The sequence below is a fragment of the Kribbella polygonati genome, from assembly GCF_050320105.1.
Classification (GTDB): Bacteria; Actinomycetota; Actinomycetes; order Propionibacteriales; family Kribbellaceae; genus Kribbella.
The window spans coordinates 5,126,022-5,139,402 of record NZ_CP190129.1 but is presented as its reverse complement, the minus strand read 5'-3'; the positions used below and the strand labels follow the sequence as shown (position 1 = coordinate 5,139,402).

The following is a 13,381-nucleotide window of genomic DNA, read 5'->3' as shown; positions in this document are numbered from 1 at the left end:
CGCGGCCGTCGGCTCTTGCGTTGAGGGGCGGCGGAGGTTTACGGTCCGGGTTAACGTTTAAGTGAGTGTTAGTGAGCACTTCTTCGAAACTTGGAGCAACTATGATCAGTCGGCGACGGTTTTTGCAGGTGACCGGGGCGGCGATCGGCGCCTCGACGCTGGCGGCCTGTGGAGACGGTGGCGCCGCGAACGGGGGTGCGAAGGCCTCGAGCGAGCTCAAGCTGCCGACGTACAAGCCGTTCGAAGGGCTGCACCCCGACCTGCCGGGGGCCGAGTCCGGCCTGGAGCCCGGGTTCCTGAAGTTCCCGGCGGACGCCGTCGCGAGCGTGAAGACGCCGCCGCTGAAGAACGCGGTGACCGCGCTCACCGAGACGTTCGCGACGCCGCCGCCCCCGATGGGCAGCAACCCGATGTGGCAGGCGCTGAACCAGGCGCTCGGCGCCGACCTCAAGCTCACCATCGGCACCGACCCGGGCTACCCGGAGAAGTTCGCCACGCTGCTGGCCAGCGACTCGCTGCCGGACCTCATGTGGCTGCCGCCGAACCAGGGCATCCCGAACATCGGCCCGATGCTCGAGGCGAAGTTCCAGGACCTGACCAAGTACCTGTCCGGCGACGCCGTCCTGGAGTACCCGAACCTGGCCGCGCTGAAGCCGGCCTCCTGGCGGACCGCGGTGGTGAACGGCAAGATCTGGGGCGCCCCGATCCCGTCGACGCCGTTCGGCCAGGTGATGATGGGCAACCCGAAGACCTGGGCGAAGGTCGGCGGGCTGCAGTGCTCGACCGCCGACGAGTTCTTTGCCAAGTGCAAGGAGCTGACCAACGGCACGAACTACGCGCTCGAGCCGGCCATCATCAACATGCTGCACATGTTCGGCGAGTGGTTCGGCGCCCCGAACTCGTGGCGGGTCAACAAGGACCGCTCGCTGACGCACCTGTACGAGACCGACAACTACAAGGCCGCCGTCGAGTACGCCGCGAAGCTGTGGGCCGCGAAGGTGTTCTACCCGGACCTCAACCTCGCCGACGCGACGCCGAAGACCGTGAACGGGCAGATCGCCGCGCAGGTCGTGGTCGGCCCGCGGGCGACCGCGGACTTCCGCAACCTGGACCCGACGCTGTTCGTCGACACGATGATCCCGTTCGGCCACGACGGCAAGGCGAAGCCGACGTACGACATGGGCTACGGCACGGTCGGGTTCACGCCGTTCAAGAAGACCGACGAGGGCCGGATCCGCGAGCTGCTCGCGCTGATGGACTACCTGTCGGCGCCGTTCGGCACCAAGGAGTACCTGGTGAAGAACTTCGGCGTCCAGGGGCAGCAGTACACCCTCGACGCCCAGCAGAACCCGGTACTGACCAAGGCCGGCAACCAGCAGGCGCCCGGTCTGGTCAGCGCGCTGCAGATCATGAACTCGCCGGAGAGCGTGATCTTCAACCCGGCGTTCCCGGACGACACCAAGAAGATCTACGCGACCGAGCAGAAGCTGCTCGAGTTCGCGGTCCGGAACCCGACCGCGGGCACGTACTCCGACACCAGCAGCAAGGTCGGCCCGAAGCTGACCGCGGCGTTCCGGGACACGATCGTGGACATCGTCACCGGCCGGCAGAAGATCGACGCGTACGACGCGGCGCTGAAGCGCTGGAAGTCCGGCGGCGGTGACAAGATGCGCGACGAGTTCGCCGCCGTGCTGCCCGCCAGCGTGCCGGTGTCCTGATGCTGAAGCAGAACTCGTCGAAGCGGCAGGCCAAGAACGGCCTGCCGCTGAAGGCGAAATGGGCCCGGGACCGGCAGATGGTGCTGCTGATGATCCCCGGCGTGGTCTTCCTGCTGCTGTTCTTCTACCTGCCGGTGATCGGCAACGTGGTCGCGTTCCAGGACTTCCAGCCGTACCTCGGCATCATGCACAGCGAGTGGAACGGCCTGCAGAACTTCGTCAACCTCTACGACAACCCGGACTTCTGGGACGCGCTGCGGAACACGTTGTTGCTCGCCGGCGTCCAGCTGCTGCTGTTCTTCCCGGTGCCGATCGGGCTGGCGCTGATCGTCGACTCGCTGGTCAGCAACCGGTTCCGGAAATGGTTCCAGACGATTGCCTACCTGCCGCACTTCCTGTCCTGGGTGCTGGTCGTGACGCTGTTCCAGCAGTCGCTGGGCGGAGCGGGGTTCGTCAACAACCTGCTCCGGCAGGCCGGGCTGGACCCGATCCCGTTCATGACCAACCCGGACACCTTCCCGCTGCTCGTCGTCGGGCAGCTGATCTGGAAGGACGCAGGCTGGGCGATGATCATCTTCCTGGCCGCGCTGACCACGGTGGACGTCTCGCTGTACGAGGCGGCCGCGGCCGACGGCGCCGGGCGCTGGCGGCGGATGTGGCACATCACGCTGCCGTCGCTGCGGACCGTCATCGTGCTGCTGCTGATCCTGCGGATCGGCGACATCCTCAGCGTCGGGTTCGAGCAGTTCATCCTGCAGCGCGACTCGGTCGGGCCGGGCGCGGCCGAAGTGCTGGACACGTTCACGTACTACGCGGGCGTGGTCGGCGGTGACTGGAGCAGTGGCGCCGCGGCCGGGCTGGCCAAGGGCGTCGTCGGCGCGTTGCTGCTGTGGGGCGCGAACACGCTGGCCCACCGGCTCGGCGAGCCGGGCATCTTCCAGAAGCGAGGGGTTTCATGAGACCGGTCTGGAAGGAGCGGCCCTCTCCCGGCTACCAGGCGATCAAGGCCGTCATCCTGGGCGGCTTCGCCCTCGCCATCATCGTCCCGATCATCGTCGTCATCTCGACCTCGCTGGCCAGCGACCGGGACATCATCAAGGCCGGCGGGTACGTGCTCTGGCCGTCGCACCCGACGTTCAAGGCGTACCAGACGCTCTTCTCCGGCGGGCTGATGGGCAGGGCGATCCTCGTCAGCGTGTTCGTGACGCTCGTCGGTACGGCGATCGCGCTGGCGGTGACGATCGCGCTCGCGTACGCGACCTCGCGGCCGGTGCTGTTCGGGCGGCCGGTGCTGCTGATGGTGCTGTTCACGTTGCTGTTCGCGCCCGGCATCATCCCGATGTTCCTGGTGGTGAAGCAGCTCGGGTTGCTGGACAGCCTGTGGTCGCTGATCCTCCCGGGGGCGCTCGGCGCGTTCAACTTCGTCGTACTGCGGACGTTCTTCATGAACGTGCCGGGCGAGCTGCTGGAGAGCGCCCGGATCGACGGCGCCAGCGACTTCACGATCCTGCGGCAGATCATCATGCCGCTGTCGAAGGCCGTGATCGCGGTCGTCGGGCTGTTCTACGCGGTCGGTTTCTGGAACGCGTTCTTCAACGCGCTGCTGTACCTGAACGACACGTCGAAGTGGCCGGTCCAGGTGATCCTGCGGACGTACGTCCTGCAGGGCAAGTCGTTGTCCGCCGACCAGCTCGGCGTCCATCCGCCACCGCAGCCGCAGTCCCTGCAGATGGCGGTCGTGGTTGTCGCCTTGGTGCCGATCGCGATGGTCTACCCGTTCCTGCAACGCCACTTCACCAAGGGCGTCATCACAGGTGCGGTCAAGGGCTAGGGCATGACTCCCGACCCCACGCCTACTGCGCGGCACTCGACGGGCACCTCGCCGCACTGGAGGAAAGGCGACGATGGAACCACATCGACGCCTTCCCTCCAGCACGCCGAGGCGCTCCGCCGAGCACCTGCTCGCGACGGCGTGGGGTCGGGAGTCATGCCCGGGGCATAAGCTCACTCCATGTCCTCACCTTTGGCCGAGCGGCCGACGCTGCGGATGGTGGCGAAGGAGGCCGGCGTCTCGGTCGCGACCGTGTCCTACGTGCTGTCCGGGCGGCACCGCAGCCATACGATCAAGGACTCCACGGCGGACCGGGTCCGCGAGGCCGCGTCGCGGCTGGGTTACCGGCGCAACGACGCGGCCCGCGCGATCCGGACCGGCAAGTCGGACCTGGTCCTGCTGTCGCTGACCGTTCTCGCGGACCCTTGGTCGCAGGCGGTCGCGGCGACGGTCAGTACGGCGGTGACCCCGTTCGGCAAGACCGCGCTGATCGTGGCCGACGGTGACTGGCGGACCGTGCTGGCGAACCGGACGCCGGACGCGATCTTCATCGACAGCGTCCCGGACCCGTCGCAGGCCGAGGAACTCGCCGCGTTCGCTTCCCAGGGCGTGCAGATCGTGGCGTTCTCCGAAACGCTGGAACCGCGAGGCTTCGACGTGATCCGGTCCGGCGCCGAGCCGCGCTGTCACCTCGCGGTGCAGCACCTGCTCGAGCGGCACGACCACATCGGGGCGCTGACCTCGCGGACCACAGGGTTCGCGCGCTTCGACGCTTATGTGAACACGCTGCGCGCCGCCGGCAAGCCGGTGCACAGCGACGACGTCGAGGTCTTCGAGCAGCACCCGGAGGGCGCGTACCGGGCCGCGATGGCGCTGCTGTCCCGGCCGGACCGCCCCACCGCGCTGTACTGCACGACGGACTTCGCCGCGATCGCCGCGGTCCGGGCGGCACACCGGCTGCGAATCGACGTACCGCGGGACCTCGCGATCATCGGAGTCGGCAACACTCCGGAAGGCGAGCACCTCGACCCCGCGCTGTCCACCGTCGGCCCCGTCGGCTTCAACGAGGCGCTCGCCCGGATCATCGTCGGGCGGCTGACGGACCGGGAGGGCGCTCCCGGTGAAGTGTTCGATTTCCCCTGGCAACTGATCGTTCGGGAGTCTTCTTGAGTCGGCCCAACGTCGTACTGATCTGTGTCGACGAGTGGCGGGGCGACGCGTTGTCGTGCGCCGGTCACCCGTACGTCGAGACGCCGCATCTGGACGAGCTGGCGCGGAACGGGGTGCGGTTCAGCCGCGGGTACTCCGCGACGCCGACGTGCGTGCCGGCGCGGGTCGCCTTGTTCACCGGGCAGTCGCAGGAGCGGCACGGGCGGGTCGGGTACACCGACGGCGTACCGTTCGACGTCGCGCATCCGGTGACGATGCAGGGGGAGTTCCGGCGGGCCGGGTACCACACGCAGGCGATCGGGAAGATGCACGTGTGGCCGGAGCGGGCGCGGCTCGGGTTCGACGACGTCGTACTGCACGACGGGTTCCTGCATCACTCGCGACGTTCGTACCGGCAGCAGTTCGGGTTCTTCGACGACTATGTGCCGTGGTTGCGGCGACAGCCGGGGGTTTCGCCGGACGCGGAGTACTTCGATCACGGGGTGAACTGCAACTCCGTGGTCGCGCGGCCGTGGGACAAGGCGGAGGAGCTGCACCCGACGTCGTGGGTGGGTACGCAGACGATCGAGTGGTTGTACCGGCGGGATCCGACCCGGCCGTTCTTCCTGTACCTGTCGTTCCATCGGCCGCATCCGCCGTACGACCCGCCGGCGTGGGCGTTCGACCGGTACTCCGCGCTGCCGCCGTACTCCCGGACGCTGGGCGACTGGGAGAGTTCGTGGGACGAGTTCCGGCGGGACGGGGACTACCAGGCGGCGATCGGGGACCTGCCGGACCGCGTGGTGCACCGGGCGCGGGCCGGGTACTACGGGCTGATGGCGCAGATCGACCTGCAGGTCAACCGGATCCGCGAGGCGCTGGTCGACTTCGGGGTGTACGACGACACGATCATCGCGTTCACCTCCGACCACGGCGAGATGATGGGCGACCACCGGATGTTCCGGAAGTCGGTGCCGTACGAGGGATCCGCGCGGGTGCCGTTCATCGTGGCGGATCGTGCCTCGGCCTCTTCGGTCCGCGGTGGCGTGGTGGATCAGGTGGTCGAGCTGCGGGACGTGATGCCGACGTTGCTGGATCTCGCCGGGGTGCCGGTGCCGTCGTCGGTGGACGGGGTTTCGTTGGCGCCGTTCCTGCGCGGCTCGACGGTGCCGGTGCGGGAGTGGTTGCACGGCGAGCATCTGCACTTCGACCAGTCGCTGCAGTGGGTGACGGACGGGAAGATCAAGTACGTGTGGGGCTCGGCGCGGGGCGTTGAGCAACTGTTCGACCTGGAGGCGGATCCGGGGGAGCTGCACAATCTGTTGGCGTCGCGGCCGGACTTGCGGGAGATTTGGCGGTCCCGCCTGATCCAGGACCTGACCGGGCGCGAGGAAGGCTTCGTCGCGAACGGCGACCTGGTCACGGGGCGTCCGGTCACGCCGATCCTCAACCACACAAGGGAAAAACTTGCTCAAGCCACCGGGCGACGGCTGGTCGCCGGTCGACATCGGTGAGTCCGACACGACCGTCTACCGCCGCGAGAACACCTTCGCCAAATGCTGCGCCCCCACCGGCATCGCCGAGTTGGCCGCCGAACGCGACCGGATCCGGTGGCTCTCCGGAACCGGCTTCCCGGGCGCAACAGTCCTCGACTGGATCGAGTCGCCGGAGGGTGGATGTCTGCTGACGTCCGCTGTTCCTGGAGTGCCTGGCGACACGCTTCCAACAGCTGCCCATGACCTCGCCATGCGCAACCTCGGGCGGTTGCTGCGGGAACTGCATTCGTTGGCGGACTGCCCGTTCGAGCGGCCGCTGGCGGAGGTGATCGCGTCGGCGGCCGACGTCGTACGGCGTGGGGCCGTCAACCCGAACTTCTTGACGGACGATTGGCGGAAGGTTCCGCCGGAGGACCTGCTGGCGGAGGTTGTTGCCGAGAGCACCTATGTGGAGAGCGTGCTGGAACCGGTCGTCTGCCACGGCGACGCCTGCCTGCCGAACATCTTCTTCGACCCGGACACCCTCGAGGTGACCGGCCTGATCGACCTCGGCCGCCTGGGCGTCGCGGACAGGTACGCCGACCTCGCCCTCACCACGATCCAGCTCCACGACGAGTGGTCCGCCGACCCGACCCCCTTCCTCGAGGCGTACGGCGTACCGGACCCGGACCAGCGCCGCCTCCACTTCCACCGCCTCCTCGACCCCCTCACCTGGGGCTGACATGGATGTCGAGATCGTCGCACTGGCCGTCTCGCGGCAGCACGCCTTCGAGGGTCGCCCGCAGGACGGCCCACGCCCGGATCCCGAACCGCTTGCCCGCACCGAGATCGAGGTCCGCGCCGAACTCGGCATCGTCGGTGACCGCTACTACGGCCAGGCGATCCACAAGAACGCGGCCGTCACCCTCATCGACGCTGCCTCACTCGACGAGGTCGTCCGGCTCCTCGGCCTCCCGGCACCGCTCGACCCGCACCTGACCCGCCGCAACATCACGCTCCGCGGCTTCCCGATCGACGACCTCGCCGCCCGCCGTACTCCCGACGGCGCTCGCATCCCCGGCCGCCGCTTCACCCTCGGCGGCATCACGTTCCAGGCGAACCGCCCGGCCAACCCCTGCGCCTGGATGGACCAGGTCCTCGCCCCCGGCGCGATGCGCGCCCTCCGCAACCACGGCGGCATCCGCGCTACCCCGCTCACCTCCGGCACCCTCCGCCTGGGCCCCACCGACCTCACCCTTTTACCGAAGAACGGGTAGTACCCCCACTTCCCAGCCGCCGGCACGCTCAGCGCATCCCCGAAACCCCCACCACTACCCGTTCGTCGGTACGCCGGCGGCCTCGCGGATCAGCGTCGTAGGCTTCCCCGCCAACGCCGGAGCCAGCAACGTCCGCAACCCAGGCAGCCGCAGCACCCGCAACATCACCCGCCGCGTCACCAACTCCCACCGCGACCGTGGGAGGAACCAACGAGCGGTCGACCGCGCCACCTTCTGCTTCTCCTCCACCACCGGCCGCCAGACCCGCTCGTACTCCGCCATTCCCTCCTCGACCGACGACGCCTCCACCAGCTTCTCCGCCAGCAGATAAGCCTCGGCGATTCCGAGCGACGCCCCCTGCCCGGCGAGCAGCGACACCGCCCCGCACGCATCTCCCACCAGCACAACCCGCCCCGAACTCCACCGCGGCATCACCACCTGCGACACCTGGTCGTAGTAGATCTGCTCCGGCTCCGGACACAACGCCAGCGCCTCCGGCACCACCCACCCCAGCCCCGCGTACGCCGACCGGATCGCCGCCCGGGGATCCGCCGGTACGACCGGATCCGTCGTCCGGTGCACCGCGAACGCTGCCACCCGTCCGTTCCGCAACGAGTAGAACCCGAACTGGCTCCCCATCGTGTCGGTGAGGCAGAACCGCCCGCCCACCTCGTCGTGGATCGCCGGCGCGTCGAAGCTGTACGCCGCCGTGTGGAACCCGAGGAACCGCAGGTACGACGACCCGAACACCTCCCGGCGTACGGCGGAATGGATGCCGTCGGCACCGATCAGCAGGTCCCCGTCCAGCGCCGACCCGTCGGCGAGCCGCACCCGGACGCCGTCCGCGGACGACGTCACGCCGGTGAGCATCGCGCCGTACCGCAGGTCGACCGCGCTCGGGAGGTGATCGCGCAATACCTGCTCGAGGTCCGGTCGCATCACGCTGAGCAGGTCGCCGTCGGCGAACTGGCGGATCGTGATGCCCGCCTGTTTCTGGCCGTGCTCGTCCACGAGGGTCGCCTCGTCGACGTAGTACGCGACCTCCTGCAGCGCGGGCAGCAGCCCCATCGCCTTCATCGCGTCGTACCCGGGGCCGAAGAAGTCGATCATGTAGCCCTGAGGTCGCGGGCCGGGGCTGCGTTCGAGGACGGTGACGTCCTGGCACAGCGTCGACAAGCGGTGCGCCAGCGCGAGTCCGGCGATCCCGGCTCCGCAGATGATTGCGTGCATTTCAACTCACCAGCCTTTGCAGAACGGTTCTGAGGGCCGGGGCCTCCGGTCCGAGCGTGCGGTGCAGGAGGAGGCCGTCGATGGCGGCGGCGAGTACGGCGGCGGTCGCGGCCGGCTCGGCGACCTGCTGGATCGTCAGCCAGTCGGCGACCCGGGTGCGGAAATCCGTCACCAGGCCGGCGATCTGGGTCCGCAGGCGGTCGTCGCGGGTCGCGGCCAGGTACGTCTCGGTGAAGAGCAGCGACGTCGGGTCGCTCCCGTCGTACTGCTCGAGCGAGGCCAGCAACGCGTCGATCGCGGCGGCCGGGGTGGTCGCGGCGGTGAACAGCTCGTCGGTCGCCGTCAGCACCTCGCGCATCGCGCCGATCGCGGCCTCGGTGAGAACCTCCTGCACCGACGAGAAGTGGTAGTGCACGACGCTCGGCGTGACCCCGGCCCGGTCGGCCAGGATCCGGGTGCTGACCGCGGACCAGCCGCGCTCCGGGATCAGCTCGACCGCCGCCGCCATCAGCCGCAGCCGTACTTCCTGGCCTTGCTTCGCGGTCGGCGCCATTCGAATCCTCCAGGGCGATCGTCCTGTACGATCGTCCTGATCGTAGGCCCGAGAACAGCCCGGGCACAAGACCCGGGCTGGTGAGGCGACTACTTCCGGCCGAACTTCCACCACTTCGGCTTGTTCATCTTGATCTCGTCCGGCTCCATCGGCGGCGGCACCGGCGGCCGTGACTCCTCGGTGAGGAAGTTCCCGGATTCGGTGTCGTACGGCGTGACGCCGAGCTTGCGGCTGATCTCCATCACGATCGGGATCGACCGCGGACCGTCGTTCAGGTAGAACGTGATGTCGCGGACCTCGACCCCCTTGCCGATCGTCATCTCGACGTCGAAGTCCGCACTCCGCAACGCCAGCCACGACGGCTTGCTGGTATCCACGTCCGGCACCAACTCCCGAACCGCGGCCACCACATCGCTCGACGTCCCGACCGAAGGCGGCTCATAGTCCACCGGTACGTCGTCGAGGCGCCGTACGCCTCCTGGCCCGCGCATCGCATACACAGCCCAACTCATGCCCCCAGCATGCCAGGTTCTTTCCGGGATGCGTTCAGGTAACCAGTTGAGTGCGGTGCGTAGTGCCGGTCGCGAAACGGTGTCAATAGGTGCAATCCGGTTCTCCGGATGGCGGTCCAGGCCGTAATATCAGCCGGCGGTCGGCTCGGGGGTCTGTGCCGGCCTTTCTGATGAAGACCGGCGGCAGCCGGTACTGGGGAGAAGCGGAAACCTATGGCGGACGAGTCGGCGCCCAAGCCCGGGCATTTCCTGCCCGGCGGCGACGGGGACCGGACGACGGCGGACCAGCGCAGGCCGGACGGATCGGCACCGTTGGCGGCACCCACACCACGGCTCGGCCGGGACGACCAGCCGGTCCATCCACAGCTCCGCGGCAGCCGGATCGACTCCCGGGGTACGACGCTGTCCGGCACCCGGCTCGGTCCGGCGCCCGCGGACGACCGGGCGGCCGCGGCGTACCGGGAGGTGTTCCACCCGGAGCCGATCCCGTTCGTGCCGAAGAAGCGCTCGAAGGGCCTGGTCGCGCTGATCGTGGTCGCGGCGCTGCTGGTGCTCGGCGGCGGCGCGACGTTCGCGGTCAAGGTGCTGTCGAACTACGACGGCTTCGTCGCCAACCCCCTCGGTACGCCGTCCACGAACCCGAGCGACGGCCCCGGCGGCGCGCCGACGAGCGCCGCACCGGTCGGCAAGGGCACCCCGGACGCGGACGTCGTCGGCAAGAACGCGATCTACGCCGCCGGGAAGCTCGCGGCGGTGAACTGCCCGGAGCCCGCGTTCCGCCCGACCTCCAAGGAGAACGTGCGGTCGTACTACCAGGCCCTGACCGCATGTATGGACAAGGCCTGGGAGCCGCTCGTCACCAAGGCAGGCTTCGAGTTCCGGTCGCCGCGGCTGATCGTCTTCGACGACGGCGAGGAGACCGCCTGCGGCGTACAGGACGAGGACCTCGCCTCGTACTGCCTGGACGAGCAGGGCGGCAGCGTGACGATGCCGTGGCAGAAGATCGTCGAGGACTACCCGAAGCACCGGGCCGCGACCCGGGTGCAGATGGCGCAGTCGTTCGGCTTCGTGTACGGCGCCCACGTGCAGAACCTGACCGGGATGGCCGAGGCCGCCGGCAACCTCGCGGACACCGCGGCGAACAAGACCGCCGAGCTCGAGCAGCAGCGGCGTGCGGCGCTGCAGGCGTCCTGCTTCGGTGCGGTGTTCTTCGGCGCCGCGCGGTCGACGTTCCCGCTCCGCGGCGAACTGCTGCAGCAGTGGAACGACCAGATCCGGCGCAGCGGCGACGAGTTCAGCAAGGACAAGGTCCGCGACCACGGCTCGAGCAAGAGCCACACGTTGTGGATGAACCAGGGCTTCGCGACAACCAACCCCGGCGCCTGCAACACTTTCGGCGCAGCATCCGCCAAGGTCAGCTGAGCAAGATGGGAACGATCGATGCCTGACTCCGTCCCGAAGCCGGGCCACTTCAGCACTGGCGAGCCGCCGCCCGGATCCCAGCCGCTGACCCTGAGGACCGCCCAGCCCATCGGTCTCGGGAAGGCGCGCCCGGTGGCGTACGACGATTCGTCCGTACGCCGGAAGGCCCGTCCGCTGCCGACCGAGCCCGGGACCGAGAGCGACTACAACGGCCCGCCGATCGCCCCGCTCGCCACGGGAGCGCCGTACACGCCGCTCACCGGAACCCGTCGTGCCGGAGGCGCGCGGCCGAGCGGCTGGCACTCGAACCCGTCCCGCTCCGGCGCCCAGTTCAGCGCCGAACCGCCGCCGCTCAAGCCGGCGCGCCAGTACTCGCGGCCGATCATCGCCGGCCTCTCGGTCCTGGTCGTCGTGATGCTGACCGGCGCCACCGTCGGAGGCTTCAAGCTCGTCGACTCGTACGGTCTCCAGCGCCCGCTGTCGCAGCCGTCGATCAAGAAGTCGGAAGCGCCGATCCCGGTCCCGCCGGACCCCACCGTGACGGTCACCGTCCAGGGCGTCCCGGACATGGTGCGGCTGCAGCAGAACAAGATCTACACCGCCGGCGCCGTCGTCTCGGTCAGCTGCAAGGAGCCGGCGATCAAGCCGAACTCGCAGTCCACGATCCTGCGCTACTACCAGGCGCTGCTGCCCTGCCTGAACAACGCGTGGGCGCCGATCGTGAAGAAGGCCGGGTACGACTTCCGGTCGCCGAAGGTGAAGCTGCAGACCAGCCAGGTCACCGACGACGAGGACTGCACCGGCGAGTCGGACACGGCGTACTACTGCAGCGCCGACGAGAGCATCAACATCAGCTGGAAGGAAGACCTCAAGTACTACAAGGCCGAGCCGCAGGCCGCGCGGGTGTGGATGCTCGACACGATGGCTCACGAGTACGGCCACCACGTCCAGCAGATGACCGAGATGATCACCGCGTCGTTCTCCCGTGAGGGCTGGACGAAGTCGAAGGCGATGAAGCTCGAATGGGCCCGCCGCCGCGAGCTCCAGGCGACCTGCTTCGGCGCGGCCTTCCTCGGTGCGAACAAGCAGTCCCTCGGGTTGTCCGGCGAGAAGCTGAAGACCTGGCAGTGGGAGGCGCAGCACTCCGGCGACGAGTACAACCCGGAGAAGATCCGCGACCACGGCTCCCGGAAGAGCAACTGGGCCTGGTCCGGTCCCGCCTTCGCCTCCGCCAACCCCAAGGACTGCAACACGTTCACGGCCGCACCCGCCAAGGTGAGCTGATGCGGCGCATCGGTGCAGTGCTGGCGGTTGTCGTGCTGGCCGCGACCAGTTGCGCGCGTACGGCGCCAACCGCCGTACCCACGCCTTCGTCTACTCCTACGCTCACCCCTACGCCGACGCCGACACCAACGCCCACCCGGACGACGGCCACGGCGCCTTCTTCGCCGTTGAGCATCGACCTGACGACGAACGTCGTACACAACAAGCTCTACGCGGCCGGCTGGGTGCCCGTGGTGCGGTGTGCGTTACCGCGACCGCGGCTGACCACCAAGGCCGGGCTGGTCGCGTACGGCAACGCGCAGGTCGCCTGTATGAGCAAAGCCTGGGCCCCGCTCGTCCTGAAGGCGGACGCGATCCAGGCGTCGGTCGAACTGATCCCGTACAGCGCCCGTCACCCGAAGGCCACGCCCGCGTGCACGGACCCGCCGGGCGGCGCCGATGCGTTCTACTACTTCAGCGGCGTCACCGGGAAGATCTGCTTCGACACCGACATCTACCTCGACACGAAGGACCAGGAGTTCAATCTGGTCAACTTCGACCAGCTGCTGGCCCACGAGTACGGCCACCATGTCCAGTTCTCGGTCGGCATCCTCACGCTGTACGACGAACTCATGCGCGGCAAGTCCGCGGCGCGTCAGCTGGAGGTCATGCGCCGCAAAGAACTCCAGGCCAGCTGCCTGGGCGCCGCCTTCCTCGGCGCCAACAAGCGCACCTTCGGCCTGTCCGGCCTCCGCCTCAGATACTGGCGGTACGTCGTCAGCCACGTCGGCGACGAGTACAGCAAGGTCCGCGACCACGGCTCCCGCAAGAACCACTCCTACTGGACCACCCGCGCCTTCACCTCCACCACCCCCGCCACCTGCAACACCTTCACCGCCCCCACCAAGAGAGTCAGCTGAACCGTGCGCAGGCCCTGCACTTGGTACCCCG

Annotated in this window: 13 protein-coding genes; 10 read left to right on the top strand and 3 right to left on the bottom strand. The window is 68.6% G+C overall.

Annotated elements, in window-relative coordinates; translation table 11 throughout:
• The first annotated feature begins 101 nt into the window (after positions 1-101).
• From ACQHIV_RS24315 to ACQHIV_RS24285, 7 genes are all read left to right on the top strand, one after another.
• On the top strand, positions 102-1,718 hold the full coding sequence (locus ACQHIV_RS24315; RefSeq protein ID WP_427885396.1) for a sugar ABC transporter substrate-binding protein: 1,617 nt from the start codon (positions 102-104) through the stop codon (positions 1,716-1,718).
• Entirely contained in the window at positions 1,718-2,677 is a 960-nt protein-coding gene (locus ACQHIV_RS24310) for an ABC transporter permease (RefSeq protein ID WP_427885394.1), read from the top strand. Before ACQHIV_RS24315 ends, ACQHIV_RS24310 begins: the two co-directional genes overlap by 1 nt.
• A complete protein-coding gene (locus tag ACQHIV_RS24305) occupies positions 2,674-3,549 on the top strand; it encodes a carbohydrate ABC transporter permease (RefSeq protein WP_427885392.1) in 876 nt (291 codons plus the stop codon). The genes ACQHIV_RS24310 and ACQHIV_RS24305 overlap by 4 nt, the downstream gene beginning before the upstream one ends.
• A 180-nt stretch (positions 3,550-3,729) precedes the next feature.
• Entirely contained in the window at positions 3,730-4,719 is a 990-nt protein-coding gene (locus ACQHIV_RS24300) for a LacI family DNA-binding transcriptional regulator (RefSeq protein ID WP_427885390.1), read from the top strand.
• The gene (locus ACQHIV_RS24295; protein WP_427885388.1) at positions 4,716-6,212 is read left to right on the top strand and encodes an arylsulfatase; all 1,497 of its coding nucleotides are present in this window, start codon (positions 4,716-4,718) and stop codon (positions 6,210-6,212) included. The genes ACQHIV_RS24300 and ACQHIV_RS24295 overlap by 4 nt, the downstream gene beginning before the upstream one ends.
• Entirely contained in the window at positions 6,166-6,915 is a 750-nt protein-coding gene (locus ACQHIV_RS24290; protein WP_427885387.1) for a phosphotransferase, read from the top strand. The genes ACQHIV_RS24295 and ACQHIV_RS24290 overlap by 47 nt, the downstream gene beginning before the upstream one ends.
• Position 6,916: 1 nt before the next feature.
• Positions 6,917-7,450 carry an MOSC domain-containing protein gene (locus ACQHIV_RS24285; RefSeq protein ID WP_427885385.1) on the top strand — a complete coding sequence of 178 codons (534 nt, stop codon included), beginning with the start codon at positions 6,917-6,919 and terminating at the stop codon, positions 7,448-7,450.
• Positions 7,451-7,504: 54 nt separating this feature from the next.
• Here the strand turns inward: ACQHIV_RS24285 and ACQHIV_RS24280 are convergent, their stop codons facing one another.
• The 3 genes from ACQHIV_RS24280 to ACQHIV_RS24270 all read right to left on the bottom strand — a co-directional run bounded on the left by ACQHIV_RS24280 (position 7,505) and on the right by ACQHIV_RS24270 (position 9,745).
• A complete protein-coding gene (locus tag ACQHIV_RS24280; RefSeq protein ID WP_427885384.1) occupies positions 7,505-8,680 on the bottom strand; it encodes an FAD-dependent monooxygenase in 1,176 nt (391 codons plus the stop codon).
• A 1-nt stretch (position 8,681) separates the two neighbouring features.
• Positions 8,682-9,233 carry a TetR/AcrR family transcriptional regulator gene (locus ACQHIV_RS24275; protein ID WP_427885382.1) on the bottom strand — a complete coding sequence of 184 codons (552 nt, stop codon included), beginning with the start codon at positions 9,231-9,233 and terminating at the stop codon, positions 8,682-8,684.
• A gap of 89 nt (positions 9,234-9,322) precedes the next feature.
• Positions 9,323-9,745, bottom strand: a complete 423-nt coding sequence (locus ACQHIV_RS24270; RefSeq protein WP_427885380.1) for a hypothetical protein — start codon at positions 9,743-9,745, stop codon at positions 9,323-9,325.
• 213 nt (positions 9,746-9,958) lie between these two features.
• Between ACQHIV_RS24270 and ACQHIV_RS24265 the strand changes: the two genes are divergently transcribed.
• From ACQHIV_RS24265 to ACQHIV_RS24255, 3 genes are read left to right on the top strand one after another with little or no spacing between them, the layout of a single operon-like run.
• Positions 9,959-11,167, top strand: a complete 1,209-nt coding sequence (locus tag ACQHIV_RS24265) for a neutral zinc metallopeptidase (protein WP_427885378.1) — start codon at positions 9,959-9,961, stop codon at positions 11,165-11,167.
• Positions 11,168-11,185: 18 nt separating this feature from the next.
• Positions 11,186-12,451 (top strand): neutral zinc metallopeptidase, encoded by a 1,266-nt coding sequence (locus ACQHIV_RS24260; protein ID WP_427885377.1) that lies wholly within the window; start codon positions 11,186-11,188, stop codon positions 12,449-12,451.
• Complete coding sequence (locus ACQHIV_RS24255) at positions 12,451-13,350, top strand: neutral zinc metallopeptidase (protein ID WP_427885376.1); 900 nt, start codon at positions 12,451-12,453, stop codon at positions 13,348-13,350. Before ACQHIV_RS24260 ends, ACQHIV_RS24255 begins: the two co-directional genes overlap by 1 nt.
• Positions 13,351-13,381: the final 31 nt, after the last annotated feature.

Bases quoted from the DNA above. Each gene is read 5' to 3' on its own strand.
- ACQHIV_RS24275 (WP_427885382.1), bottom strand. From the start codon at position 9,233: ATGGCGCCGACCGCGAAGCAAGGCCAGGAAGTACGGCTGCGGCTGATG.
- ACQHIV_RS24280 (WP_427885384.1), bottom strand. From the start codon at position 8,680: ATGCACGCAATCATCTGCGGAGCCGGGATCGCCGGACTCGCGCTGGCG.
- ACQHIV_RS24310 (WP_427885394.1), top strand. From the start codon at position 1,718: ATGCTGAAGCAGAACTCGTCGAAGCGGCAGGCCAAGAACGGCCTGCCG.
- ACQHIV_RS24285 (WP_427885385.1), top strand. From the start codon at position 6,917: ATGGATGTCGAGATCGTCGCACTGGCCGTCTCGCGGCAGCACGCCTTC.
- ACQHIV_RS24305 (WP_427885392.1), top strand. From the start codon at position 2,674: ATGAGACCGGTCTGGAAGGAGCGGCCCTCTCCCGGCTACCAGGCGATC.
- ACQHIV_RS24315 (WP_427885396.1), top strand. From the start codon at position 102: ATGATCAGTCGGCGACGGTTTTTGCAGGTGACCGGGGCGGCGATCGGC.
- ACQHIV_RS24300 (WP_427885390.1), top strand. From the start codon at position 3,730: ATGTCCTCACCTTTGGCCGAGCGGCCGACGCTGCGGATGGTGGCGAAG.
- ACQHIV_RS24265 (WP_427885378.1), top strand. From the start codon at position 9,959: ATGGCGGACGAGTCGGCGCCCAAGCCCGGGCATTTCCTGCCCGGCGGC.
- ACQHIV_RS24260 (WP_427885377.1), top strand. From the start codon at position 11,186: ATGCCTGACTCCGTCCCGAAGCCGGGCCACTTCAGCACTGGCGAGCCG.
- ACQHIV_RS24255 (WP_427885376.1), top strand. From the start codon at position 12,451: ATGCGGCGCATCGGTGCAGTGCTGGCGGTTGTCGTGCTGGCCGCGACC.
- ACQHIV_RS24270 (WP_427885380.1), bottom strand. From the start codon at position 9,745: ATGAGTTGGGCTGTGTATGCGATGCGCGGGCCAGGAGGCGTACGGCGC.